The sequence below is a fragment of the Natronobacterium texcoconense genome (assembly GCF_900104065.1).
GTDB lineage: Archaea > Halobacteriota > Halobacteria > Halobacteriales > Natrialbaceae > Natronobacterium > Natronobacterium texcoconense.
In genome coordinates this window covers 707,458-730,998 of sequence record NZ_FNLC01000002.1, presented here as the reverse complement: position 1 = coordinate 730,998, position 23,541 = coordinate 707,458, and the positions used below count along the sequence as shown (strand labels likewise).

At 64.6% G+C, this 23,541-nt stretch carries 22 protein-coding genes; 13 read left to right on the top strand and 9 right to left on the bottom strand.

Annotated elements, in window-relative coordinates; all coding sequences use genetic code 11:
- From BLR35_RS10900 to rpsB, 3 genes are read left to right on the top strand one after another with little or no spacing between them, the layout of a single operon-like run.
- On the top strand, positions 1-186 hold the full coding sequence (locus BLR35_RS10900; protein ID WP_090381609.1) for a DNA-directed RNA polymerase subunit K: 186 nt from the start codon (positions 1-3) through the stop codon (positions 184-186).
- A complete protein-coding gene (eno, locus tag BLR35_RS10895) occupies positions 183-1,388 on the top strand; it encodes a phosphopyruvate hydratase (RefSeq protein WP_090381608.1) in 1,206 nt (401 codons plus the stop codon). The genes BLR35_RS10900 and eno overlap by 4 nt, the downstream gene beginning before the upstream one ends.
- On the top strand, positions 1,385-2,182 hold the full coding sequence (gene rpsB, locus BLR35_RS10890; protein ID WP_090381605.1) for a 30S ribosomal protein S2: 798 nt from the start codon (positions 1,385-1,387) through the stop codon (positions 2,180-2,182). The genes eno and rpsB overlap by 4 nt, the downstream gene beginning before the upstream one ends.
- Positions 2,183-2,383: 201 nt before the next feature.
- On the opposite strand, the gene BLR35_RS10885 is transcribed toward rpsB, so the two are convergent.
- Positions 2,384-3,370, bottom strand: a complete 987-nt coding sequence (locus tag BLR35_RS10885; RefSeq protein ID WP_090381603.1) for a thiamine-phosphate synthase family protein — start codon at positions 3,368-3,370, stop codon at positions 2,384-2,386.
- Between the two features lie 88 nt (positions 3,371-3,458).
- On the opposite strand from BLR35_RS10885, the gene mvk reads away from it, so the two are divergent.
- Together mvk and BLR35_RS10875 are read left to right on the top strand one after the other, a co-directional pair.
- A complete protein-coding gene (gene mvk / locus BLR35_RS10880; protein ID WP_090381600.1) occupies positions 3,459-4,445 on the top strand; it encodes a mevalonate kinase in 987 nt (328 codons plus the stop codon).
- On the top strand, positions 4,442-5,182 hold the full coding sequence (locus BLR35_RS10875; RefSeq protein WP_090381597.1) for an isopentenyl phosphate kinase: 741 nt from the start codon (positions 4,442-4,444) through the stop codon (positions 5,180-5,182). The genes mvk and BLR35_RS10875 overlap by 4 nt, the downstream gene beginning before the upstream one ends.
- Before the next feature lie 123 nt (positions 5,183-5,305).
- Here the strand turns inward: BLR35_RS10875 and BLR35_RS20690 are convergent, their stop codons facing one another.
- Both BLR35_RS20690 and BLR35_RS10870 read right to left on the bottom strand, forming a co-directional pair.
- Positions 5,306-5,467 carry a hypothetical protein gene (locus BLR35_RS20690; protein WP_170831019.1) on the bottom strand — a complete coding sequence of 54 codons (162 nt, stop codon included), beginning with the start codon at positions 5,465-5,467 and terminating at the stop codon, positions 5,306-5,308.
- 119 nt (positions 5,468-5,586) lie between these two features.
- The gene (locus tag BLR35_RS10870; protein WP_090381594.1) at positions 5,587-7,893 is read right to left on the bottom strand and encodes an amino acid permease; all 2,307 of its coding nucleotides are present in this window, start codon (positions 7,891-7,893) and stop codon (positions 5,587-5,589) included.
- Positions 7,894-8,305: 412 nt separating this feature from the next.
- Here BLR35_RS10870 and BLR35_RS10865 point away from each other — a divergent pair, with 412 nt between their 5' ends.
- Together BLR35_RS10865 and idsA3 are read left to right on the top strand one after the other, a co-directional pair.
- Complete coding sequence (locus tag BLR35_RS10865) at positions 8,306-9,658, top strand: ribonuclease J (RefSeq protein WP_090381592.1); 1,353 nt, start codon at positions 8,306-8,308, stop codon at positions 9,656-9,658.
- Position 9,659: 1 nt separating this feature from the next.
- Positions 9,660-10,715, top strand: coding sequence for a geranylfarnesyl diphosphate synthase (gene idsA3, locus BLR35_RS10860; protein WP_090381590.1), 1,056 nt, complete (start codon positions 9,660-9,662; stop codon positions 10,713-10,715).
- 198 nt (positions 10,716-10,913) lie between these two features.
- Here the strand turns inward: idsA3 and BLR35_RS10855 are convergent, their stop codons facing one another.
- Positions 10,914-11,387, bottom strand: coding sequence for a hypothetical protein (locus BLR35_RS10855; RefSeq protein ID WP_090382934.1), 474 nt, complete (start codon positions 11,385-11,387; stop codon positions 10,914-10,916).
- 173 nt (positions 11,388-11,560) lie between these two features.
- Here BLR35_RS10855 and BLR35_RS10850 point away from each other — a divergent pair, with 173 nt between their 5' ends.
- The 4 genes from BLR35_RS10850 to BLR35_RS10835 are packed head-to-tail and all read left to right on the top strand — an operon-like array spanning position 11,561 to position 17,138.
- A complete protein-coding gene (locus tag BLR35_RS10850; protein ID WP_090381588.1) occupies positions 11,561-12,085 on the top strand; it encodes a (2Fe-2S)-binding protein in 525 nt (174 codons plus the stop codon).
- Complete coding sequence (locus tag BLR35_RS10845) at positions 12,085-13,005, top strand: FAD binding domain-containing protein (protein WP_090381585.1); 921 nt, start codon at positions 12,085-12,087, stop codon at positions 13,003-13,005. Before BLR35_RS10850 ends, BLR35_RS10845 begins: the two co-directional genes overlap by 1 nt.
- Positions 12,998-15,361 carry a xanthine dehydrogenase family protein molybdopterin-binding subunit gene (locus BLR35_RS10840; protein WP_090381583.1) on the top strand — a complete coding sequence of 788 codons (2,364 nt, stop codon included), beginning with the start codon at positions 12,998-13,000 and terminating at the stop codon, positions 15,359-15,361. Before BLR35_RS10845 ends, BLR35_RS10840 begins: the two co-directional genes overlap by 8 nt.
- 58 nt (positions 15,362-15,419) lie before the next feature.
- On the top strand, positions 15,420-17,138 hold the full coding sequence (locus BLR35_RS10835) for a glutamate--tRNA ligase (RefSeq protein ID WP_090381581.1): 1,719 nt from the start codon (positions 15,420-15,422) through the stop codon (positions 17,136-17,138).
- 104 nt (positions 17,139-17,242) lie between these two features.
- Here BLR35_RS10835 and BLR35_RS10830 read toward each other — a convergent pair whose 3' ends face one another.
- The 4 genes from BLR35_RS10830 to BLR35_RS10820 form a co-directional block, all read right to left on the bottom strand.
- Complete coding sequence (locus tag BLR35_RS10830) at positions 17,243-17,743, bottom strand: plastocyanin/azurin family copper-binding protein (RefSeq protein ID WP_090381578.1); 501 nt, start codon at positions 17,741-17,743, stop codon at positions 17,243-17,245.
- 224 nt (positions 17,744-17,967) lie between these two features.
- Positions 17,968-18,132 carry a DUF8014 family protein gene (locus tag BLR35_RS20685; RefSeq protein WP_170831018.1) on the bottom strand — a complete coding sequence of 55 codons (165 nt, stop codon included), beginning with the start codon at positions 18,130-18,132 and terminating at the stop codon, positions 17,968-17,970.
- 54 nt (positions 18,133-18,186) lie between these two features.
- Positions 18,187-18,672: a DUF456 family protein gene (locus tag BLR35_RS10825; RefSeq protein WP_090381576.1), complete on the bottom strand. Its 486-nt coding sequence runs from the start codon at positions 18,670-18,672 to the stop codon at positions 18,187-18,189.
- Positions 18,673-18,761: 89 nt separating this feature from the next.
- Positions 18,762-19,436: a DUF8127 domain-containing protein gene (locus BLR35_RS10820; protein WP_090381573.1), complete on the bottom strand. Its 675-nt coding sequence runs from the start codon at positions 19,434-19,436 to the stop codon at positions 18,762-18,764.
- A gap of 161 nt (positions 19,437-19,597) precedes the next feature.
- On the opposite strand from BLR35_RS10820, the gene BLR35_RS10815 reads away from it, so the two are divergent.
- Entirely contained in the window at positions 19,598-20,335 is a 738-nt protein-coding gene (locus BLR35_RS10815) for an SDR family NAD(P)-dependent oxidoreductase (RefSeq protein ID WP_090381571.1), read from the top strand.
- A 28-nt stretch (positions 20,336-20,363) separates the two neighbouring features.
- A complete protein-coding gene (locus BLR35_RS10810) occupies positions 20,364-21,170 on the top strand; it encodes a DUF7537 family lipoprotein (protein ID WP_090381568.1) in 807 nt (268 codons plus the stop codon).
- Between the two features lie 17 nt (positions 21,171-21,187).
- Here BLR35_RS10810 and tmcA read toward each other — a convergent pair whose 3' ends face one another.
- Positions 21,188-23,530 carry a tRNA(Met) cytidine acetyltransferase TmcA gene (tmcA, locus tag BLR35_RS10805; protein WP_090381565.1) on the bottom strand — a complete coding sequence of 781 codons (2,343 nt, stop codon included), beginning with the start codon at positions 23,528-23,530 and terminating at the stop codon, positions 21,188-21,190.
- Positions 23,531-23,541 lie beyond the last annotated feature (11 nt).

Genomic DNA, 23,541 nt, shown 5'->3' with positions numbered 1-23,541 from the left:
ATGCAACAGCAACGTCACAACCGATACGAGAAAGCCCGCATCCTCGGCGCGCGAGCGCTGCAGGTATCGTACGGGGCACCGGTGTTGATCGAGACGGATCAGGCCGAACCGATCCTGATCGCTGCCGAAGAGTACGACGCTGGCGTGTTGCCCTTTACGGTCAAGCGAGGGAAGGATCGAAAATGACGCTGATTACCGACGTTCGGCTCCGCCGAACGCTCGACTCGCGTGGCAACCCGACGGTCGAGGCCGACGTACTCACCGAGAGCGGTGGCTTCGGCCGTGCGGCAGCACCGAGCGGTGCCAGTACGGGCGAGTACGAGGCCGTCGAACGGCCACCGTCCGAAGCGATTGCAGCGGCCCGCGAACACGCAGTCCCGCGTCTCGTCGGCGAGGCGTACGCCGGTAACCAGCGCGAAGTCGACGCCATCCTGCACGCGGCCGATGGGACCGACGACTTCTCGGAGATCGGTGCCAACAGCGCGGTCGCGATCTCGATGGCCGCCGCGAAAGCCGGTGCCGACGTGCTCGGCGCGCCGCTGTTCCAGCACCTCGGTGGCACCTTCCGCGGCCAGAACTTCCCGGTCCCGCTCGGCAACGTCGTCGGTGGCGGCGAACACGCCGCCGACGCGACCGACATCCAGGAGTTTCTGGCTGCGCCGGTCGGCGCACCGAGCGTCGAAGACGCAGTCTTCGCCAACGCCGCCGTCCACGAGGCCGTCGCGGACCTCCTCGAGGAACGCGGAATCGCCTGCGGTAAGGGCGATGAAGGCGCGTGGGCGCCGTCGATCGACGACGCGGAAGCGTTCGAGATCGTCGACGAAGCGGTCTCGCTGGTCGAAGACGACGTTGGATTCGAGATCGGACTCGGACTCGACGTCGCCGGCGCGGAGCTGTACGATTCCGACTCGGAGACCTACGAGTACAGCGACGAGAGCCGCGACACGGACGAACAGATCGCCTACATCGCCGAACTCGTCGACGAGTACGATCTGGTCTACGTCGAGGATCCGCTCGACGAGGACGACTACGACGCGTTCGCCGAACTCACCGACGAGGTCGGCGACGAGACGCTGATCTGTGGCGACGACCTGTTCGTCACGAACACGGATCGGCTCCACGAGGGGATCGACCAGGGCGCGGCAAACAGCATCCTGATCAAGCCAAACCAGATCGGGACGCTAACCGACGCCTTCGACGCGATCGAACTCGCGACCGCAAACGGCTACGACTCGGTCGTCTCCCACCGTTCGGGCGAGACCGAGGACACGACTATCGCACACCTCGCCGTCGCGACCGACGCACCCTTCATCAAGACGGGTGCCGTCGGCGGCGAGCGAACCGCAAAGCTCAACGAGCTCATCAGAATCGCAGACGACGCGACATGACAGACGACAACGCATCTCAGGAAGGGCTCGACGCCGCCGAAGAAGAGATCGACGAGGAGCCGGCCGAAGGAACCGGCCCCGCCGCCGATCAGGACGACGTCGAGCCAGCGGAACAGACCGCCGACGCCGAGGCCGACGAGGCCGACGCCGAGGCAGAAGAACCCGAGGAAGAGGCAGGCCCGGCCCTCGACGACGACGTGATGTCCGACGAGGAAGCCGACCTGCTGATCCCCGTCGAGGACTACCTCGGCGCCGGTGTCCACATCGGGACCCAGCAGAAGACCAAGGACATGGAGCGGTTCATCCACCGCGTCCGAACCGACGGTCTCTACGTACTGGACGTCTCGAAGACCGACGGCCGCATCCGTACGGCCGCGGACTTCCTCGCCAACTACTCCCCCGAACAGATCCTGGTCACCTCGAGTCGCCAGTACGGTCGCTTCCCGGCCGAGAAGTTCGCGGAAGCGGTCGGCGCTCGAGCACGCACGGGTCGATTCATCCCGGGCACGCTGACGAACCCCAAGTACGACGGCTACATCGAACCCGACGTGGTCGTCGTCACGGACCCGATCGGCGACGCCCAGGCCGTCAAGGAGGCCATCACGGTGGGTATCCCGGTTATCGCGATGTGTGACTCGAACAACCAGGTCAGCAACGTCGACCTGGTCGTCCCGACCAACAACAAGGGTCGCAAGGCCCTCTCGGTCGTTTACTGGCTGCTCGCAAACGAGGTCCTCGACCGCCGCGGTGCCGAGCCGTCCTACTCGCTCGAGGACTTCGAGAGCGGCGTCTAAGTTCCAGAACTGTTCGTTTTCCGTTCTCTCCTGTGACGTCTCGACCGGTACGTGTAGCCGTGGCTTTCGAGATCGGTTTCGTGTACTCGCCAGGACGAAGGAGTTACCTGCGTTCCGTCGTAACCGTCCGGTATGATCGACAAGGTGTTCGAGTTCGAGGAAGAGAAGATTCCGCCGGTAGTCGTGTTCGCGGCGGTCGCGCTAATCGCTATTTTCGCGCTCGGGATCCCGTATCGGATACTCGTCGGGTTCTAGCCGGACGTCGTCGATACCGGCTGCAGTGACCAGTCCCTCGAGTAGTTCGGCTGCCTCCTGTGCCGTCCGCCCGAAGACGTAGGTGACGGGCTCGATGCCGAACGCACCCTGGTGGTAGGCGACGGGCGGGACTCCGCCGTGGTCGGCGAACCGCTCCCGGAGGTGCCGACCGCGGTCGTCGTAGTCGGCGTCGAACTCGAGCGGTTCGAACCCGAGTTCGGCTGCTCGCTCGAGAAGTCGGTCGTCGGTTGCGACGTTGATCGCGCCTCGTACGTCCGGATCGACGGCGTTGGCGGCGAGGACGGCGGTTGCAACGTGCTGTGACGCGCCGAATTCGGGGTTTGCCGGGATTTCGATCCGTCCGCCCATGGCGTAGATGCGTCCGGGGACGGCAGCGACGTCGGTCACGTTCTCGGCGTCGGGCAGTGCCATCCCGACGTTGGTGCCGACGTTGGGGACGTAGTCGGTCATCCGGGGGATCGACGCGAGCGTCCGCGCGGCGGTCCGGACGTTCGCGAGGACGTCGCGCTCGACTCTGACGTCGGGGTCGAGGCCCCGGACGCAGAGATCACAGCCCAGTCCCTCGAGTTCGGGCATCTCTTCTTCGTGAATCTCACAGATTGGGCCACGGTCCTCGAGGCTGCGGACGAGTGCGAGTAGTTCCGCGAGCGCGTCGTAGCCGTCCATCTCGTCGCTCGCGAGGCCGTCGGCGATCCGGTCGACGGTCGCGACCGTTTCGGAGTGGTTGCGAAACCGGTCGTCTCCGCCGCCGTCGCCGCTCAGGTACTTGCTGACGGCGGCCTGGGTGACGCCGAGTTCGGTCGCGATCTCCTGTTGGGTCATACCGCGATCGGCGAGGCGCCGCGCGATCATCGCACGCACCGTCGGGAGAAACCGATCGACGACGAGTTCGCTCGGCAAGACCAGAGACATGGGTTCGCGTTCGAACGGTGGTGGCTTAAACTACACGCGGCCGACTCGAGAGGATAGCTATTAACCGTCGTCGTGCGAACGGCCGCCTATGGCAGTTTCGAGTGCCCCCGGCAAGGTCTATCTCTTCGGGGAACATGCAGTGGTCTACGGCGAACCTGCCGTCCCGTGTGCTATCGAGTTACGGGCGCGGGTCGGCGTCGAGAAGCGCGACGACAGCAAGCTCCGGGTCCACGCCGAGGATCTCAGTCTCGACGGCTTCACGGTCGAGTACGGCGGGCCGACGGACGGACACCCGGACATCGATGCCTCCGAATCGCTGGTCAGCGCGGCGATGGGGTACGTCGACGGTGCGATCGAACAGGTCCGGGACGTAACGGGCGAGGACGACGTCGGATTCGACGTGACCATCGAGAGCGACATTCCGCTCGGTGCCGGGATCGGCTCCTCGGCAGCGGTCGTCGTCGCCGCTATCGACGCTGCTGCCAGGGAGCTCGGCGTCACGCTCGAGACGGACGAACTCGCGGAACGAGCCTACCGGACCGAGTACGAAGTTCAGGACGGGCAGGCGTCCCGCGCGGACACGTTCTGTTCGGCGACTGGCGGTGCGGTCAGGGTCGAGGGCGACGACTGTCGACCGATCGAGGCTCCTGATCTGCCGATCGTGATCGGGTTCGACGGTGGTGCGGGCGACACCGGCGAACTCGTCGCTGGCGTGCGAAACCTGCGGGAAGAGTACGAGTTCGCGGCCGATACCGTCGAGACGATCGGCGACGTGGTCCGGCAGGGCGAGGAGGTTCTCGCCGACGGCGACGTCGCGGAGATCGGCCGCCTGATGAACTTCAACCACGGATTGTTGTCGGCACTGGGCGTCTCATCGCGGTCGCTCGATACGATGGTCTGGTCGGCCCGTGACGCCGGTGCCTACGGCGCGAAGCTGACGGGTGCCGGCGGCGGTGGCTGTATCGTCGCGCTCGACCCGACCGACGAGACCGAGACGGCGCTGTCGTTCACGCCGGGCTGTGAGAAGGCGTTCCGGGCCGAACTCGCCGACGAGGGGGTGAAGCAACTCGAATGATCGTCCTGAAACTCGGCGGGAGCGTTATCACCGAGAAGGATCGACCGGAGACGCTCGACGGCGACGCACTCGAGCGGGCGGCCGACGCCGTCGCTGCCGCCAGCGAGGACGGCCTGGGAGACCTCGTGATCGTCCACGGCGGCGGTAGTTTCGGTCATCACAACGCCAGTGAGCACGGTATCACGACGACCGAGGGTACCCACGACGTCGGGGCCCTGATGGACGTCCACGGCGCGATGGTGACGCTAAACCGGTTCGTCCTCCGTCGACTGTTCGACCGGGACGTCGACGCCGTGCCCGTCCATCCGTTCTCGATGGCCTCGCGGGACGAAGACGGCAACCTCGAGTTGCCCATCGACGGGATTCGGACGATACTCGAGGAAGGGTTCGTCCCCGTTCTCCACGGCGATATGATCCCTCACGCCGGTGCCGGGGCGACGGTCGTCAGCGGCGACGAACTCGTCGCCGAACTCGCGCGGGAACTCGAGGCCGACCGGATCGGCCTCTGTTCGACGGTTCCGGGCGTCCTTGACGAGGACGACGCGGTAATCGACGAGATCGCGACGTTCGACGACGCGGCCGACGTGCTCGGGGAGAGCGAGGCAACCGACGTCACCGGTGGGATGGCCGCGAAGGTACAGGCGCTGCTCGAACTCGAGGCCGACGCTGCTATCTTCGGTCTCGACGACCTGGCGGCGTTTCTCGAGGGGGCGGAGTCGGGAACGACGATCAGGTAGGCGGAAGACACTGGTGCAGGGACGTAACTGACTCCCGTCCTGCTGGTCGATAACGGATTCTTCACCGGACTCGAGAAGACGTCACAGGGAGTAAAATCGGCCGCTACCGCAGTCGGTGTCGGGTCACTCCAGTTCGTCGAGCGAGTCGTACGCGTCCCAGCAGCCACACTCGAGGTCGTCGATCGACGTTACTTCTTCCGGGAGAGATGTCGTTCGCATTCCATCACCGACGTCGGGACAGTCGTTGGTGTGATAGGAGAAATCGTCCTTCGAAATGATTGGCATACTATCGCCTAGATTAGCATAACTCATAAATGTTCAGTCTTTAGTTATATTGAATACGGAATTTGTATTGACTCAGCAACTCGAACGTGTAAGTTCCGCCACCTATTATGACAAGATTATTACCTGAATAGGAGGCGCTCGAGGATCGGACGGAGGAACGATCCACGACGCGTCTTCTTGGAGTGGACCAGCATCGTGGGCTGTTCGATCGCCGCGGCGAGTCGATCCGAACGCTGTTCGATCAGCAGGTCCGGAAGCCGCCGGTGAGTGACCGTACTCAGTATGACGACGTCAGCCGACTCGAGTTCCCGCGAGAGATCCGCGACCGCGTCGTCGGTGCGGACGATCGTCGACTCGACGGGGACGGTACAGAGCTCGTCGAGTTCGATGTGGTAGTCCTCGATCGTCTCGGTCAGTTCCTCGGGTGCGTCCGCGGAGACCGCGAAGAGAAACCGGACCCGCGCGCCGAGCACGTCGGCCATCGCGTCCGCGAGTTCGACCTTGAGCGGGTCGTTGAACGGGCTCCGGTCGGTGACGATCGCTATCTCGTCGATATCGACCCGCTGTTCGTGCTGGACGAAGGCCACGTCACACGGGGCGTGTTCCATGATCCAGTCCGTATCGCGGCCGAACAGGGTCCCCAGCCGACTCGTGGCTTTCCGCCGTGCGAGGATGAGATCTGCACCGGATCGCTCGGCGAAGTTGACGACCGCGTGCCGGGTATCGTGACTGACGATCTCACCGACTTCGACCGGCACCTCGAGATACCGAACGAGTTCGTCGGTTCGCTCCTCGAACTCGAGGTCGGCCTCGGAGAGTTCCGCCGCCGGAATGTCCAGTGGGACCTGGTCGGGAACCTCGTCGAAGCGGACGACGCGGATTCGGCCACCGCGACGGCTGACGATCGGTGCGGCCATCTGGATCAGGGCGTCTTCCTGCTCGCGGCTGACGTCCTGGCGGATCGGGATAAGGATCTCGTAGGTGTCGTCGTCCTCGAGTTGCTGTTCGGTGTCGCGGACGAACTGTTTGCCCGCTTCGCGTCGGGCCAGTCCTTTGGCGATCCCTTCACGCTCGACCTTGTCTTCGGCGTACAGTTTGAACCAGACGAAGCCGAGAATCACGATCGCGATCGAGCCAAGGATTTCCTGTGTGTCCATCTGGCTGATGATGAAGACGCCCGAAACGATACCGAACAACTGGACCCAGGGGTAGCCGGGCGTCAGGAACTCGGGATCGTACCACTCGAGGTCGCGTTCCCGGAAGGCGATCAGCGCGCCACAGACGAGAATGTAGACGAGGATCTGGAACGCACCGGCCATCTTCGCGATTTCGTCGACCGCCTGGGTGGCGACGATGAAGATGATGATCGCACCGGTCGTCAGGATCGCGACGAACGGGGTCGCAAACCGCGGGTGGATGTATTCGAACTTCTTCAGGAAGAGGTCGTCACGGCTGAGCGCGAGCGGATAGCGCGAGGCGGTCAGGATACCGGCGTTGGCGGTGCTGACGAGCGCGAGAAGGGCTGCGAGGACGATCGCACCGATGGCGAAGGTCCCGATGGGGACGCCGCCGACGGCCATGTCTCCGTAGACGATCTCCGTTGCGACCCCCATCGGGACGTTTTCGTTCTCGCCGGTTAGCGAGTCGCTCTGGACGACCCCGACGAGCACGAAGACGAGCAGCGCGTAGAGAATAGCGGTGACGATAAGCGAGATAAGCAGGCCGAGCGGCAAGTTTCGGCCGGGGTTTTCGATCTCTTCGGCGACGGCGGCGACCTTGGTCACCCCCGCATAGGAGACGAGAACGAGGGCAGTCGCACCGAGTATACCGTCGATCCCTTCGTCGAAGAACCCGTCGTAGTTCGCGCCGTCGACCTGGACGATCGTGGTCGCGATGAACACTCCGAGGATCACTAGCATGACGACGACCATGATCGACTGGATGCCGCCAGTCTGTTTGACCCCGATCAGGTTGATGGCGATAAAGAGAATCGCGAACGTAATCCCGAGCGCCCGGACTCCCGGAATCGGTACCGTCGTGCCGAGTCCAGGAATCGCGAGACTCCACGTGGGAAGCGAGTAGACGAAATCGATGTAGAACATGCCACCGTAGAGTGCGAGCGATCCTTTCAGCATCAGCATCAACCAGGTACCGAGACCGGCGATCGTCCCGAACGCGGGACCGAGACCACGCTCGATGAAGACGTAGTCACCACCTGCCTCGGGGATCGCCGTCCCGAGTTCGGCGATGCTGAGTGCCGCCGGTACCACGAGGATTGCGGCGATCACGAACGCCAGAATCACGGCCGGTCCTGCCTCGGCCATCGCGACACCCGGCAAAATGAAGATGCCGCTCCCGATCATCGCCCCCATACTGATCGCGATTACGGCGAACAACCCCAGGTCTCGCTCGAGATCCTTCGTCATCGCCCGAGGCTTTCGGACGCGAGTTTAGAAACCTTTGCATTTCGGAACCGAATGTGATTATAACTCACGCCAAATCAAAATACGGCCGGAAATAAGATACCCTTTGCAACATTTGCACGATTCTTTCCGATTACGTATCAGATACCAGACTCGAACAGAGTGGCTGACGTCGGTATACCTATGGGTCTCATCGGACAGACGACCAACCCACTGTGTTTTTAACACCCGGGCGTGTAGTGGTGAGTACCGAAACCCGCGGGCAAGTGCGTTCGGGCTCACGACGGTTGTCGTGGGCGGTTCCCGGACGCATAGCGGGATGGCCGACGCGCTGCAAGATGCCGGGGCCGTAGCAGGAGTCCGCGGACCGTTTCGATAAACTGCGAGTCCACCGAGGCTTTCAGTACAACGAACCATGGAAATCGAAATCGCAACCATAGGCGGCTACGAAGAAGTCGGACGGCAGATGACTGCCGTCCGCGCCGGCGACGACGTCGTCATCTTCGACATGGGTCTGAACCTCTCGCAGGTGCTGATCCACGACAACGTCGAAACCGAGCGAATGCACAGTCTCGATCTGATCGACATGGGCGCAATCCCCGACGATCGGATCATGAGCGACCTCGAGGGCGACGTGCAGGCGATCGTGCCGACGCACGGCCACCTCGACCACATCGGGGCCATCTCGAAACTGGCCCACCGGTACGACGCGCCGATCGTCGCGACGCCGTTTACGATCGAACTCGTCAAACAGCAGATCGAGGGCGAACAGAAGTTCGGCGTCGAGAACGACCTGATCAAGATGGACGCCGGCGAGACGATGTCGATCGGCGACTCCGGCAAGGTCGACCTCGAGTTCGTCAACGTCACCCACTCGATCATCGACGCGATCAACCCGGTCCTGCACACGCCCGAAGGCGCCGTCGTCTACGGGCTGGACAAGCGCATGGACCACACGCCCGTCATCGGCGACCCGATCGACATGGATCGATTCCGCGAGATCGGGCGCGAAGGCGAGGGCGTCCTCTGTTACATCGAAGACTGTACCAACGCGAGCAAGAAGGGCCGAACGCCCAGCGAGAAGGTCGCCCGCGAACACCTGCGTGACGTCCTCTACAGCATGGAGGACTACGACGGCGGGATTGTCGCGACGACGTTCTCGAGTCACATCGCCCGCGTCAAGAGTCTCGTCGAGTTCGCGGACGACATCGGCCGTCAGCCAGTCCTGCTCGGCCGCTCGATGGAGAAGTACTCCGGTACCGCGGAACGACTCGACTTCGTCGACTTCCCGACCGACCTCGGGATGTTCGGCCACCGCAAGTCCGTCGACCGCACGTTCAAGCGGATCATGAACGAGGGCAAGGAGAAATACCTCCCCGTCGTGACGGGACATCAGGGCGAGCCGCGCGCGATGCTCACCCGGATGGCCCGCGGCGAGACGCCGTACGAACTACAGGACGGTGACAAAGTCGTCTTCTCGGCTCGCGTCATTCCGGAGCCGACCAACGAGGGCCAGCGCTATCAGGCCGAGAAACTGCTGGGAATGCAGGGCGCTCGCGTCTACGACGACATCCACGTCTCGGGCCACCTCAACCAGGAGGGCCACTACGAGATGCTCGACGCACTCCAGCCACAGCACGTCATCCCGGCCCACCAGGACCTGAGCGGCTTCTCGAGCTACGTCAACCTCTGTGAGAGCGAGGGCTATCAGATGGGACGTGACCTCCACGTCACGCGCAACGGTAACCTCATTCAACTCGTCGAGTGATATGACGACTTCCGAGACACGAGAAGAGGCGGTGCTCGAAGCGGTCGGGAAGCGACGGGAACTGGTCAACGACGCGATTCCTGAAGAGCTACCGGTTGCACGACCGGAGCGGCTCTACGAGGCCTCGCGGTACCTGCTCGACGCCGGTGGGAAGCGACTCCGGCCGACGATCCTGCTTGCGACCGCGGAGGCGCTCGCAGACGTCGAACCGCTGTCGGTCGACTACCGGTCGTTTCCGACGGTTCACGAGGAAATCGACGAGATCGACATGATGGACGCCGCAGTCAGCGTCGAGGTCATCCAGTCGTTTACCCTGATTCACGACGACATCATGGACGACGACGACCTCCGGCGTGGCGTTCCGGCCGTCCACCGCGAGTACGACCTCGAGACGGCGATCCTCGCCGGCGACACGCTCTACTCGAAGGCGTTCGAGATCATGCTCGAGACGGGCGCCGAGCCCGCTCGGATGGTCGAGGCACTGGACGTGCTGGCAAACACCTGCACGCAGATCTGTGAGGGGCAGGCGTTGGACGTCGACTTCGAGCAACGCGACGACGTCACGCCCGAGGAATACCTGAAGATGGTCGAACAGAAGACTGCAGTGCTGTACGCTGCCTCCGCCAGTCTCCCCGCGATCCTGATGGGCGCGGACGACGAGGTCGTCGACGCCCTCTACGGCTACGGGCTCGACGTCGGCCGTGCGTTCCAGATCCAGGACGACGTGCTCGATCTGACGGTCCCGAGTGAGGAACTCGGCAAACAACGGGGCAGCGACCTGGTCGAGAACAAACAGACGCTGATCACCGTCCACGCCCGCGACCACGGCCTCGACGTCGCCGATCTGGTCGACACCGACGACGTCGACGCGGTCACCGAGGCCGAGATCGACGACGCGGTCGCCCGCCTCGAGGAGACCGGATCGATCGACTACGCTAACGAGAAGGCCCGCGAACTGGTCGAACAGGGCAAAGAACGCCTCGAGGTCCTGCCGGACAACGAGGCCCACGACCTGCTCGACGAGATCGCAGATTATCTGATCGAGCGTGGGTACTGACGACCGCAGTCGCTGATTCTCGAGGGGTACCGAGAACGCAATCGCGTTCGGTCCCCTGATTCCGATGTCGTCGGGACGAAGACCTGGGTGCTGAGAAGTAGCGGAATGCTCTATTTCACGAACTGTAGACGGCTCGGCTCGGCAGAAAAGCTGTGAGTCGATAGCTGCTTACAGCGGCTGTCGACGTCGAGCCAAACCTCAGGTATATTTGAGGAGAAACGCAGCAGCACCGACGAGAAACAGGTTGAACGAAACGGTGTGAGCGACGACTCCAGTCACCCCATCTTGCGGAAATCCAACTGCTGTCTCGATGACGAGGATAGTCACGAGCCACACGAAACCGGTCAGTACAAAGAAAACGAGTGATAGCACACCGAAGGAGTCGGTCACGTCGATATTCGGGAGAGAGCCACTCCAGTAGATATCCACGAGAACGACGGCGAGAAAGAGGACAGTGGCGAGTATTACGAACGAGAGACCGGTTGCGACACTGATCCAGTGAGACTCGTCGGGGAAGTGGATCAATTCGCGGCCGACGTCGACGACAATTCCGGAGTGAAAGTACGCATTGAATAGCGCAAACAGACCACCGATATAGTATAGCCAGGACTGTTCCCACTGGTTTACTGTTCTGACTCTGTCGATACTGGCCTGGAGGGAGGGCACTTCCATACCCCATATGGTAAATGTATCTACATATATTTGTACCATCTCCTGCAGTCTCCCCGGTATCCGACGCAACGGTCGCAGTTGTAGAACCCGTACCGTCGACGACGAGCGCGTGTACTGACGAATATGCCGTTACGAGGGTATCTTCAAGTTCCGTGTCCACCAAACGACCAACCATGTCGGAACATCGGATCTCGCTGACCGTCGACGGGGAGCGAGAGACCCTGACAGTCGAGGGACGGACGCTGCTCGTCCACGCCCTCCGGGACCAACTCGAGGTCACCGCACCGAAGGTGGGCTGTGAGTCGAGCAAGTGCGGGGCCTGTACGGTCGAACTCGAGGGCGACGTCGTGAAGTCGTGTACGGTACTCGCGGTCCAGGCCGACGGCGCCACCGTTCGGACTGCGGCAGGCGAGAGCGAGGACGGTGTCCTCTCCGTCGTGCAAGAGCAGTTCCACGAGGAACACGGACTCCAGTGTGGCTACTGTACGCCGGGGATGGTGCTGACGGTGAGCGACCTGCTCCGAGAGAACTCGAACCCGACGGATGCCGAGATCAGGCAGGCGCTCAAAGGGAACATCTGTCGGTGTACGGGATACACGAATATCGTAAGTGCAGTTCAGTCGGCTGCCGCGGAACTCGAGCAGGGGGCTGGGACGAACGAAACCGCCAACACCACACGCTCGGGGGAGGATTCCTGATGTACCCGCCGTCGTTCGACTACTATCGCGCCTCGAGCGTCTCGGAGGCGCTGTCGTTGCTCGCGGACCACCCGGACGCGACGGTACTGGCAGGTGGCCACGCCCTGATTCCACACCTCAAGAACGGCCGCGCCGACCCCGGTGCGGTCGTCGACGTGAGCGACGTCGCGGCGCTTTCCGGCCTCGAAGACGACGGCGAGGCGACAGCCGTCGGCGCGGCGACCACGTACGCGGCCCTGCTCGAGGCCGTCGACGAACTGTCACTCGAGGATCGCATGCCCGCGTTCGTGGGGGCGACGCGTGCGGTCGGCGACCGGCAGATTCGAAATCGTGGCACCGTCGGTGGCAATCTCGCCGAGGCACACCCCGACTCGGATCTGCCGGCCGCTGCGATCGTCGCCGATGCGACGGTCCAAATCCGCGGACCCGACGGGACTCGCGAGGTCGACGCCGCCGACTTCGTCACCGGCCCGTTCGAGAGCGCGGTCGGAGACGAGGAAATCGTCACTACGGTCCGGATTCCGCACGTCGACGGCGGTGACGTCGGCGGCGCGTACCTACGAAAGACGCATCCGACCTCCGGCTACGCGATGGTCGGCGTCGCGACCCGCGTCGCCGTCGCGGACGGCACGATCTCGTCGGCACGAATCGCCACGAACGGCGTGACAGACGTTCCAGTCGCGCTCTCGAGCGTCGAGCCGGTACTCGAAGGATTCGATCTGGAATCCTCAGACGCGGACGAACGACTGACCGAGGCCGTCGCGGACGCCGCAGACGATCTCCCGGTGGGAGAGCGACGCGGCGACGTTCACGCGTCGGCCGACTACCGTACGAGTGTTCTTCCCACCTACGTGGAGCAGGCGGTCCGGGCAGCCATAGCTGACGCTGGCGGGGAACTCGAGGTGAGCCAGGATGAGTGACGCGGAAACCGCAGATTCCGAACCCGTCGACGTCGAGGGGACGGGGAGCGACGAGGACGCGTATATGGGACGGCGCGAGAAGCGCCGCGAGGACGCCGCGTTGCTTACCGGCCGGGCGGAGTACACTGACGATCACGAACCGCCGGGAACCGTCCACCTCGCGTTCGTCCGCAGCGAGCACGGTCACGCCGACCTCGAGGGAATCGACGCGTCGGCTGCAGAGGCGATGGACGGCGTACTGGGTGTGTACACGTGGGCCGACGTCGACGCGTCGCCGTCGCCGGGACGCCTCCCGCTTTCCGGGCTGGACCCGGACGTTCCCGCCCACCCGATCCTGGCGACCGACCGCGTTCGGTACCACGGACAGCCGATCGCGGCGGTCGTCGCCGAGGATCGGTATCGCGCACGCGACGCCGTCGATGCGGTCGAGATCGAGTACGAGCCACGTGAGGCGGTCGTCGATCCACGGGCGGCGACCGACCCGGACGCACCGCAACTGTTCGAGGCGGCCTCGGACAACGTCGCGACGGCGGCCGAAATGGGCGACGCCGACACGACCGACGAGGCCTTCTCCGCGGCCGACCGGACCGTAGAGATCGACCTCGAGAACAACCGGCTGATCCCCTCCGCGCTCGAGCCGCGGGCGGCGGTCGCCGAGTTCGACGCCGACGATGGCTTCACCGTCACGATGACGAGCCAGTCGCCACACGGCCACCGCCGGAAACTGGCGCACACGCTCGGCGTCCGCGAGGGCGAGATTCGGGTCGTCTCGCCCCGCGTCGGCGGCGGTTTCGGGCACAAGGGACACCACCATCCCGGCGAGGCGATGGCGGCGTGGTGTGCGCGCGAACTCGAGCGCCCCGTCAAGTGGACCGCCACCCGAAGCGGTAACTACCTCGAGGGGGCACACGGCCGCGACCACCGGACGACGGCGGAACTCGCGGTCGACGACGACGGCTCGATCCGCGGGGTCAGGGCGGAGACGGTCGCCAACGTCGGCGGCTACGGACTCGGCGGCGGTGCCAGGATGCCCGTCCGGTACGGCCGACTGCTGTCGAGCCAGTACGCGATCGACGCCATCCACTGCGAGACGCGGGCCGTCTTCACCAACACGGCCCCGATCCACTCATATCGCGGGGCCGGCCGCCCGGAGGCGATCTACGTCACCGAGCGACTGATCGACATCGCGGCGGACGAACTGGGAATGGATCCCGTCGAACTTCGTCGGCGAAACCTCCTTGAGCCGGACGAATTCCCCTACGAGACGCCGGTCGGCGCGACCTACGACTCGGGCGACTACGAGCCCGCAATGGAGAAGGCTCTCGAGGCGATCGGCTACGACGAGTACCGTGATCGGCCCGAATTCCGACCGGGAGAGACGAACGCGCCGGACGACGACGGATTGGTGCGCGGCGTCGGCGTCGCCAACTACGTCGAGTCGACCGCCGGCGGGTTCGAGAGCGGCCTCGTCCGCGCCCTTCCCGACGGCGACGTCGAGGTATACGCAGGGACTCACTCGCACGGCCAGGGTCACGAGACGACGTACGCCCAGCTCGTCGCCGACGCACTCGAGGTACCGCTCGAGCGGATCCACGTCTCCGAGGGCGACACCGCGGCGATCCCTACCGGAACGGGGACGTTCGGGAGTCGGTCGACGCTCGTCGGTGGGAACGCGGTCGTCGAGAGCGCCGAGAAGGTACTGGCGAAGGCACGTCAGATTGCGGCCGCCGAACTCGGCGTCGACCCGGAGCGCGTCGAGTACGAAGACGGGACGTTCACGGTGCTCGAGGGGGACGAGACCGTCTCGTTCGCAGAGGTCGCCGACGTCGCCTACGGGTGGAACACGCCCGACGGCCTCGAGCCGGGACTGGAGGCGACGACCTTCTACGAGTCGGAGGGGGCGGCGTACACGTTCGGCACGCACGCCTGTATCGTCGCCGTCGACCCCGATACCGGTGACGTGGAGATCGAGCGGTACGTCGCCGTCGACGACTGCGGCGAGCGCGTCAACCCGCTGATCGTCGACGGGCAGGTTCACGGCGGCGTCGCCCAGGGAATCGGACAGGCTCTGTACGAGGCGGTCGCCTACGACGAGGACGGCACGCTGCTGACTGACTCCATGGACGACTACGGCGTGCCGCGGGCCGCCGACGTGCCGCCGATCGAGACCGACGCGACCGTGACGCCCAGTCCGTTGAACGACCTCGGCGTCAAGGGGATCGGCGAAGCCGGGACGATCGCCGCGCCACCGGCGGCCGTCAACGCCGTCTGTGACGCGATCGGCGTCGACCACGTCGACATGCCGCTCACCGGGGAACGGGTCTGGCGAGCGATCGCAAGCGAGCAGAAGGAGTGACGCTCCCGTCCGTCCGACACCGCTGCGGTTTTGAGAGCCCGGCGAATACCCCACGGTAATGGACGACGATCTACGCGAGCGCGTCGAGCGCGAGGCGGAGAAACACGCCCTGCTGAACGCAGTGAAACACGAAAGCGACGCCGACGTCGGTGCGATCATGGGGCCGCTGATGGGCGACAACCCCGACTTCCGTCCACACGGCGACGAAATTCCGGGCGTCATCGGCGGTATCGTCGGCCGGGTCAACGACCTCGAGTACGCGGAGAAACGCGAACGCCTCGAGGAACTCGCGCCCGAGGAACTCGAGGAGATCGAGGCCGAAGATGAAGGTGACGACCATCCGCTTCCGGACCTTCCAAACGCAGAGGAGTACGACGAGGTCCGGATGCGCTGTGCGCCGAACCCGAACGGCCCGTGGCACGTCGGCCACGCCCGGATGCCCGCCGTCATCGGCACCTACAAGGAGCGCTACGACGGCTGGTTCTGCGTCCGGTTCGACGACACTGACCCCGAGACCAAACGCCCCGACCTCGAGGCCTACGACGCTATCCTCGAGGATCTGGAGTACCTCGGCTTCGAACCCGACGCGGTCTACCGGGCGAGTGACCGCCTCGAGACCTACTACGATCACGCTCGCGAACTGATCGAACTCGGCGGCGCTTACACCTGTTCCTGTTCGGGCGAGGAGTTCTCCGACCTGAAGAACTCGGGCGAGGCCTGTCCACACCGGGACAAGGACAAAGAGACCGTCGAGGAGGAGTTCGAGGCGATGGTCGACGGCGAGTACGAAAGCGGCGAGATGGTCCTTCGCGTGAAGACCGACATCGAGCACAAGAACCCCGCGCTGCGTGACTGGGTCGGCTTCCGGATGATCGACACGCCACACCCACGCGAAGAGGCCAGCGACTACCGCTGCTGGCCGATGCTCGACTTCCAGTCGGGGATCGACGACCAGCTCACCGGCGTCACCCACATCATCCGCGGGATCGACCTACAGGACTCCGCGAAACGCCAGCAGTTCGTCTACGACTACTTCGACTGGGAGTATCCGGAGGTCGTCCACTGGGGCCACGTCCAGATCGACGCCTACGACGTGAAGATGAGCACGTCGACGATTTCGGAACTGATCGAGGAGGGTGAACTCGACGGCTGGGACGATCCGCGTGCGCCCACGCTCCAGAGTCTCCGCCGCCGCGGAATCCGCGGCGAAGCCATCGTCGACGCCATGGTCGAACTCGGTACCTCGACCAGCGACGTCGACCTCGCGATGAGTTCGATCTACGCCAACAACCGCGACCTGATCGACGACGAGACCGACCGCCGCTTTTTGGTCCGGGACGGCACCCAGCTTCCGCTCGGCGGCAGCCCGCCCGAAGAAGCGAACCCGCCGATTCACCCCGACCACGAGGACCGCGGCGTCCGCGAAATCCCCGTCAGTGACGCCGTCTTGCTCGAAACCGACGACGTTCCCGGCCGGGAGGACCGCGTCTGGCTGAAGGGACTGGGCTGTTTCCAGTACACTCGCGACACGCTCCAGTACACCGGCGAGGACATCGAAGTGGTCCGCGAGGGCGACGTCGACGTCGTCCACTGGGTGCCCGCCGGGGAGAGCGTCCCCGTCCGAATGCGAACGATGGACGGCGACGTGTCTGGGCAGGCCGAACCCGGCGTCGCCGAACTCGAGGCCGACGAAATGGTGCAGTTCGAGCGCGTCGGCTTCGCCCGCATCGACCGCCACGATGACGACGAGACGGTCGTCTACTACACGCACGACTGATCGCGTAGGATCGTCGATTCCCTGGGCCGACCGCATCGCAACGTCGGTCGCCCGGGCGTCGTCGAGAACTCGTCTATTCGCCGTCTCCGTTTTCTTCGTCTCGATCAGACGATCTCGAGGTCACCGATCATCGTGGTCTCGTGTGGCTCACAGACGTACTGGGCCATCTCCTCGCTTGCCGTGAACTCGAGGACCTGATCCTCGCTTGGCTCTTCGGTCACTTCGGTCTCGAGGTCGTCGACGACCTCGCCGTCCTCGTCCCAGATCTCGATGTTGTGCTGGGCGCCGTCACTCTCCTCGGGCCAGCCGATCGTGTAGTCCTCGCCTTCCTCCAGGGTGAGCGTCGGATTCTCTTCCCCTTCGATCTCCGACGGTGCGATGCCTTCCCACCCCGGCGTCTGGGCGTCGAACTCGATGTCGGTACCGGGCTCGATCGCCTCGCCGTTACCGTTCTCTTCCTCCTCGTCGTCAGCCGGCTCTTCTTCGTCGTCAGCCGGCTCTTCTTCGCCGTTCCCCTCGTCTGCACACCCTGCGACCAGGGCCGCGGCACCTGCAGCACCTGCTAGTTTGATGACTTTGCGCCGGGTCGTATTAGTTTCCCGCATGGAAGGAACTAATTGCTGGAGGCTAGTAAACGAGAACCAGGCAATTGAAGGCTCTATGCGGTTGCGTGCGCACTGTCCGCCGCGGAACCTCGATCTATCACTCGACTATTCACTTCCGGAAACGGTCACGGACCCTGCCTCGAACTCGAAAGTGATACCCCGAAGTCCGTCGTCGAAGGGCGTCTACTGCTCGAGATCGCGATCCGACCGTCGGGTCGGGGCGACTACTCGAGCAGGTCGTCGCCCCGATCCGGTAATGGATCGGCGACGATTCCGTCCTGTCGCCCGAGAACGCGGGCGTGAGCGGCACAGACGAGTCGGTTGTCGGCCCATGGGACGTGCAACTCGACGGCCGCAGGACGGTCGCAGTCGGGTTCCGTGCAGTCCATGAGTGTGTGAACGTCGTCCACAGTAACAGTGTTTTCCACGGCCCGCATCGACGATCAAAACAGGAACACCGAGATGAGAAAGCCGAGCAGGATCGACGCCGTCAACAGGAACTGGACGGCCGTCGAAGCGAGGATTCCCACGGTCGCGTAGACGGCCGATCGTGCGCTGCCGTCGACGTCACCGTTCTGGACGTACTCGAGGACGAAGACGGTCCCGAAGAGGCCGATCAGCAGACCGAACGGGCCGGTGACGATCATGAGGACGATACCCACGACCATCGCTGCGCCGGTCGTCGTCCAGGAAGCGCCGCCGGCTTTCGCGGCGATCGATCCGCCGAAGAACTCGGCGAGCAGCGTCAACACTCCGAGCGTCGTGAGAACGACGAGGGCGACCGATCCCGGTTCGGCGAACCCGGAGTCCCACCAGTAGAGGTAGAGGCCCGCCAGCGAGAGCAACCCGCCGGGGACGAGCGGGATCAGCGTCCCGGCGATGCCGGCGACGAGCAACGCGACTGCGAGAATTGCGACGACCTCGACCATACTCGATTCGGACGACGTGTCGGATCAAAGGCCTGTTGTTCTCTCACGTTCGACGTCGTGGGGTGATGATCGACTCGGCCTGATTCCGATCAGGTCGCGTGCCGCCGTCGGCGGAGCCAGAGGCCACCGACTGCGAGAACGCCGACTCCGGCGGCCAGCGCGACGCCGAACGGAAGCAATACCCACCCAAGCGTCGTACCCGATCCGTGTTTCGGCGGACCGAGCGTCACCGCGTAGTACGTATCGTTGTCGACGACGATCGGGGTTCTTCCGTCACCACCTGGGTACTCGACGGGGTCGCCGGTCTCGATTGCCTCCTGCGTGGGTTCGGCGGCATTCTCGAAACTGACTGCGAGTTCGTCCGCGACGGATCTGGCGGTGCGTTCGTCGGTTTCGATGACGACCGATTCCCCGTCGACGTCGGCCTCGAACTCGTAGAACGACCCGTCGAAGAGTACGAAATCGTAGCGGTCGTCCCTGATGAACGAGTACCCCGAGGAGGCGTTTTCGATCGTTCCCTCGTAGCGTCCATCGGTTGCCGCGACCTCGAACGCGTCGCGGACCTCGGATCCGGGCGGGCTACCGATCTCCGCATTGTGGATACTCGGGGCGCTCGCGAGTTCCTCGTGATCGGTATCGGGATCGAACTCCGTCGCGGAAAGCGACGGCGTCCCGGCGACGCCGACGACGGTGAACGCGAGCAGGGCCGCTAGCAGGACGACGAAGCAACCGAGGATGAATCGACGGTGGGAGGGCAGGGACATGCACGTTTCCTCTCGAGGAATCCGTATAAATGTTGGTTTCGCAATCTGTTCTGCAACGATGAAAATCAGTCAGCCGACCGGTGTAGGAAACGAAACGTCGCCACGCCACGTCCGTCGCCGACGACCAGCACTGTTATGTTCTCGTCGGAAAACGTGAATCTATGACGCAGGGAGTTATCATCGTCGGCGCGTCGTCCGGCATCGGCGAGGCGCTAGCGCGAAAACTCGCGGCCGACGGCTACGTCGTCGGGTTGGCAGCCCGGAGTACAGACCGACTCCGACGGATCGGGGAACAACTCCCGACGCAGTCGTACGTCGCGACGATAGACGTCACCGACACTGAAGACGCTCGCGAGGGATTTTTCGAGCTCGCCGAGGCGATGCCGTCGGTCGACCTCGTAGTCCTCAGCGCCGGCGTCGCCGACGTGAACTACGACCTCGAGTGGGCGAGCGAACGACAGACCATCGACGTCAACGTCCGTGGCTTCACCGCGATCGCGACAGCGGCGCTCTCGTACTTCGAGGCGAATCCGGACCACGCAAGCGAGACAGACGGCCACCTGGTCGGTATCTCCTCGGTCGCGGGCCACTTCGGTAACGGCGGCACTCAGGCATACAACGCATCGAAAGCGTTCGTCTCGCGGTATCTCGAGGGGCTCCGAACCCGTCAGGCCGGCAACGACGCGAACGTGACGATTACGACGATCGAACCCGGATTCGTCGACACCGAGATGTCCTACGGCTCCTTCTGGCAGTGTTCGCCCGAAACGGCGGCCAAACAGATCGCGCGGGCGATTCGCAAGGAGAAGAACCACGCCTACGTCACGCGGCGCTGGCGACTCGTCGCGTGGGCGCTGTCGCTGATTCCGAACGCGATTCTTCGACGAGTATTGTCGTGAGTGAAGTGAGATGACTGAGAGTATTCGTATGGCGCAACTGTCGCGAAGACGGGCTCTGTCGGCGCTCGCCACCGGATTCGCTACCGTTCTCGCGGGCTGTAGCGACGACTCGGCCGAAGAGTCCGAGACAGACCGGCCGCTCGAGGGCGTCGACATTCCCGGGATCGAAAACGGCCGCCTCGAGTCGGTACTCGAACTGGCCGACGCCCACCACGACGCGGTCGTCAGTCAATCGGCGACGAGACGAGGGACGATAACTGGGTCGCCGCTCGGTGCGGACGACGGTAGCGCGACGGCATTCACCGAGGCACGGACCGACGGCGACGTGTTCTTCCACCGCGTCACGAGCGACGGCGGGACCGACGGCTTGGTTCGCGAGGAGTACCTCGACGACTCGAGTCACTACGTGGCGATTCGAGAGGACGGCGAGTGGTCGGGGGAACGCGTCGGGCGCAGGGGTGGAACGAGTCGGACGTACCTGACCGGCAACACCCACCTGCACTGGCTGGACGGCGCTGCCCGGTTCGTCGGCACCGAACTGCGTCCTGGAGGGACACACTACCTCTTTACACACTGGACCGAGAGCATGCCGGACGCGTCCAGGCCACCACATGCCGACTCGTCACCCGACGATGGCGAAGCGACGTACGCCAGAAATCGGTTTCTCGTCGACGAGGACGGACTCTGTCGCGAATTCGAGCAAATCGAACACTACGAGGGAGACGATGACCAGAACGGTGTCGACGCCCCGTACAACCACGTCGTCGAATGGTCGCTTTCGGACGTCGGCTCGACGACCGTCGAGGAACCCCAGTGGGTCGACGGGATCGACTGAGAGGCCATATCACGTCGTTACGCTTCCTTCTCGAGAAACCGCTCTCGCACCTCGAGTGCTGCGCCCACTCCCTCTTCGACGCCGTAGCGGTCGACCAGCGGCTGGAACGCCTCGCCGAGCGCTCGCATACACTGACCGCTCGAGGGATACTCGAGGCGATCCGCGACGGTCGACCAGTCCCGGCCCTGCAGGACTCGCAGAACGAGCAGTCGCTCGGCACGCGTCGACAGTTCGACGTCCGTGGGATTCTCGACGAAGTACCGTACTGCGAGTCGACGGAACGGGCCCGGATCGACGTCGAACAAGCCTGGGCCGTAGGCGGCACCGGCGACGACGTGCCAGTCGTGGTCGCGAAGGTCGAGCGGCGGTGCGGCGTCGGGATCGACGGCCCGCAACGCTGCCCGGGCTACGTCGGGCTCGAGGTCGGTGAGTGTGTCGGTACACAGCGCGGGAAACCGGCGAGCGAACCAGTCGGCGTGGCGCTCGTGAAGTTCTTTTCCGGCGTCGCTCACCGGGGCGAGAAGCAGCGTGGAGTACTCGCCGCTGGCGTCGTTGCGCGTCGTCGAGACGTGGACCGTCCGGTAGCCGTTCTGCCGCCAGAACTCGAGCAGGCCGGGCGTCGCTCCGAAGCCAGTGCCAAGCCAGTCCACTTGCTCACGGGACCGTGGGTCCCGTTCGCCGTTCGAGACACACGGCGTCTCGCTCGTATACTCTTCCCGGACGCACTCGAGCAGCCGCGACCCGAGTCCACGGGACCGAGCCGCGTGGTGGGTCGCGATGCGGACGATGCGGATTCCGGACGGCTCGCCGGCCGCTTCGTCACGTAGCTGGCTCGTGAGCACGTCCGGAAGCATGTTGCCCCGAACGCGACCGCCCTCGTACATCTCGGCCCGTGTCGCCGCCGAGAGATTCCCTTCGCGGGCAAGCAGGGCAACGCTGACGACGTGGCCGTCCGCAAGCAGTGCGCGAGCCTCCAGGTTGGGCGCGTCCAGCAGGCGTGCCAGGTCGTTGGGTTCGGTCCGGTAATGAGCGAGTACCAGCAGGCCGAAAGCCTCTCGAAGCAGTCGTTCGTCGTCGAGGAGGTCGTCAGGATCGAGTCGCCGGTACTCGACCGTCTCGGGGTCGGCGTCGGCGACCAGCGGTTCGACGGGCGGCCGAGCGTCGAGCAACAGCGCGCGGAAGGCCCACACCTCGACAGGATCGCCCGCGGCGTACCGGATCGGTTCGACGAGCGTCCGTTCGGTCACTTCGTGGTCGCTCTCGTCGAGTCGGTCCCTGAACCGGACGGAGAAACCCCTCCCTGCGCCCTCGTAGCCGTGGATCGTCGTCGCGAAGGCGACCGCGTCGGCCGCCAGGAACGACTCGAGGCGAGCGACCGGGAGGGCGGCGGCCTCGTCGACGATTACGACGTCGGCCGACTCGAGGTGCTCGAGCGCCTCTGTAGGCTCGAGAAACCGGACCCGTCCGCCAGCGCCGGTCTCGATGCGCCGCGAATCGGCTGTCTCAGCCGTCTCGAGCGTCTCGCAGAGTTCGCCGGCGCGCTCGAGTACTTCGCGTGCGTTCCGGGCGTCGGGTGCGGTCACGAGGACGTCCTCGCCGTCAGCGGCGAACGCGCCGGCGGCGAGGCCTGCGGCGCTCGATTTCCCGCGTCCGCGGTCGGCCTCGAGGACGACAGCACGGCGCTGGTCGTCGTCGGCTTCGGCCGACAGGAGCGACTCGAACGCGTCGACGGCCTCGACCTGGTCCGTCGTGAGACAGGATTGGTAGGCGGCGGCGGGAAACCGGTGATCGGTTGGGGGCTCGAGATCCGGTTTCGCCGCTTCCAGGCGTGGTGCCGGCTCGATCAGTCCGTCGTCCTCGACACGGTCGTCTTCGAAGTCGACGATCGCAACGCCTCGATGTTCCCGGAGGGTGTCGACGAGTCGCTGCCGGAATCGGCCGGTGACGTCCTCGAGTTCGAACGGCGGAACGGCGAGTGACTCGTCGAACGCGCCGCGGCGGTCGGGCCACTCCTCGAGTGGTGGCGTCAGAAGAACGAGCAGGCCGCCGCCGTCGACCGCACCGGCGACTTTCCCCAGCGCGTTCGGTCGGAGCCCGTCGTGGGCGTCCAGTACCACGACATCCCGGGTCGTCCCGAGGAGTTCGCTCGCGTGGGGCTGGGAGAGTTGTTCACAGCGCAGTCGGTTATCTGGGCCGACGAGTGTCGTTCGCGTAATCGGGACCGGGAGCGTCTCGAGAACGTCCTCGAGGGCGTCGTATCCCCGTTCCCGGTCGCCTGCGAGTACCAGAAGCCGTCGCTCGTTCGTCTCTCCTGCTTCCGCGAACAGCGACTCGGCGAGTCTGGCGACGTCTGCGACCATGTGCTGACGTT

Coding starts and splice junctions, on each gene's coding strand:
- BLR35_RS10900 (WP_090381609.1), top strand. CDS start 1: ATGCAACAGCAACGTCACAACCGATACGAGAAAGCCCGCATCCTCGGC.
- eno (WP_090381608.1), top strand. CDS start 183: ATGACGCTGATTACCGACGTTCGGCTCCGCCGAACGCTCGACTCGCGT.
- rpsB (WP_090381605.1), top strand. CDS start 1,385: ATGACAGACGACAACGCATCTCAGGAAGGGCTCGACGCCGCCGAAGAA.
- BLR35_RS10885 (WP_090381603.1), bottom strand. CDS start 3,370: ATGTCTCTGGTCTTGCCGAGCGAACTCGTCGTCGATCGGTTTCTCCCG.
- mvk (WP_090381600.1), top strand. CDS start 3,459: ATGGCAGTTTCGAGTGCCCCCGGCAAGGTCTATCTCTTCGGGGAACAT.
- BLR35_RS10875 (WP_090381597.1), top strand. CDS start 4,442: ATGATCGTCCTGAAACTCGGCGGGAGCGTTATCACCGAGAAGGATCGA.
- BLR35_RS20690 (WP_170831019.1), bottom strand. CDS start 5,467: ATGCCAATCATTTCGAAGGACGATTTCTCCTATCACACCAACGACTGT.
- BLR35_RS10870 (WP_090381594.1), bottom strand. CDS start 7,893: ATGACGAAGGATCTCGAGCGAGACCTGGGGTTGTTCGCCGTAATCGCG.
- BLR35_RS10865 (WP_090381592.1), top strand. CDS start 8,306: ATGGAAATCGAAATCGCAACCATAGGCGGCTACGAAGAAGTCGGACGG.
- idsA3 (WP_090381590.1), top strand. CDS start 9,660: ATGACGACTTCCGAGACACGAGAAGAGGCGGTGCTCGAAGCGGTCGGG.
- BLR35_RS10855 (WP_090382934.1), bottom strand. CDS start 11,387: ATGGAAGTGCCCTCCCTCCAGGCCAGTATCGACAGAGTCAGAACAGTA.
- BLR35_RS10850 (WP_090381588.1), top strand. CDS start 11,561: ATGTCGGAACATCGGATCTCGCTGACCGTCGACGGGGAGCGAGAGACC.
- BLR35_RS10845 (WP_090381585.1), top strand. CDS start 12,085: ATGTACCCGCCGTCGTTCGACTACTATCGCGCCTCGAGCGTCTCGGAG.
- BLR35_RS10840 (WP_090381583.1), top strand. CDS start 12,998: ATGAGTGACGCGGAAACCGCAGATTCCGAACCCGTCGACGTCGAGGGG.
- BLR35_RS10835 (WP_090381581.1), top strand. CDS start 15,420: ATGGACGACGATCTACGCGAGCGCGTCGAGCGCGAGGCGGAGAAACAC.
- BLR35_RS10830 (WP_090381578.1), bottom strand. CDS start 17,743: ATGCGGGAAACTAATACGACCCGGCGCAAAGTCATCAAACTAGCAGGT.
- BLR35_RS20685 (WP_170831018.1), bottom strand. CDS start 18,132: ATGGACTGCACGGAACCCGACTGCGACCGTCCTGCGGCCGTCGAGTTG.
- BLR35_RS10825 (WP_090381576.1), bottom strand. CDS start 18,672: ATGGTCGAGGTCGTCGCAATTCTCGCAGTCGCGTTGCTCGTCGCCGGC.
- BLR35_RS10820 (WP_090381573.1), bottom strand. CDS start 19,436: ATGTCCCTGCCCTCCCACCGTCGATTCATCCTCGGTTGCTTCGTCGTC.
- BLR35_RS10815 (WP_090381571.1), top strand. CDS start 19,598: ATGACGCAGGGAGTTATCATCGTCGGCGCGTCGTCCGGCATCGGCGAG.
- BLR35_RS10810 (WP_090381568.1), top strand. CDS start 20,364: ATGGCGCAACTGTCGCGAAGACGGGCTCTGTCGGCGCTCGCCACCGGA.
- tmcA (WP_090381565.1), bottom strand. CDS start 23,530: ATGGTCGCAGACGTCGCCAGACTCGCCGAGTCGCTGTTCGCGGAAGCA.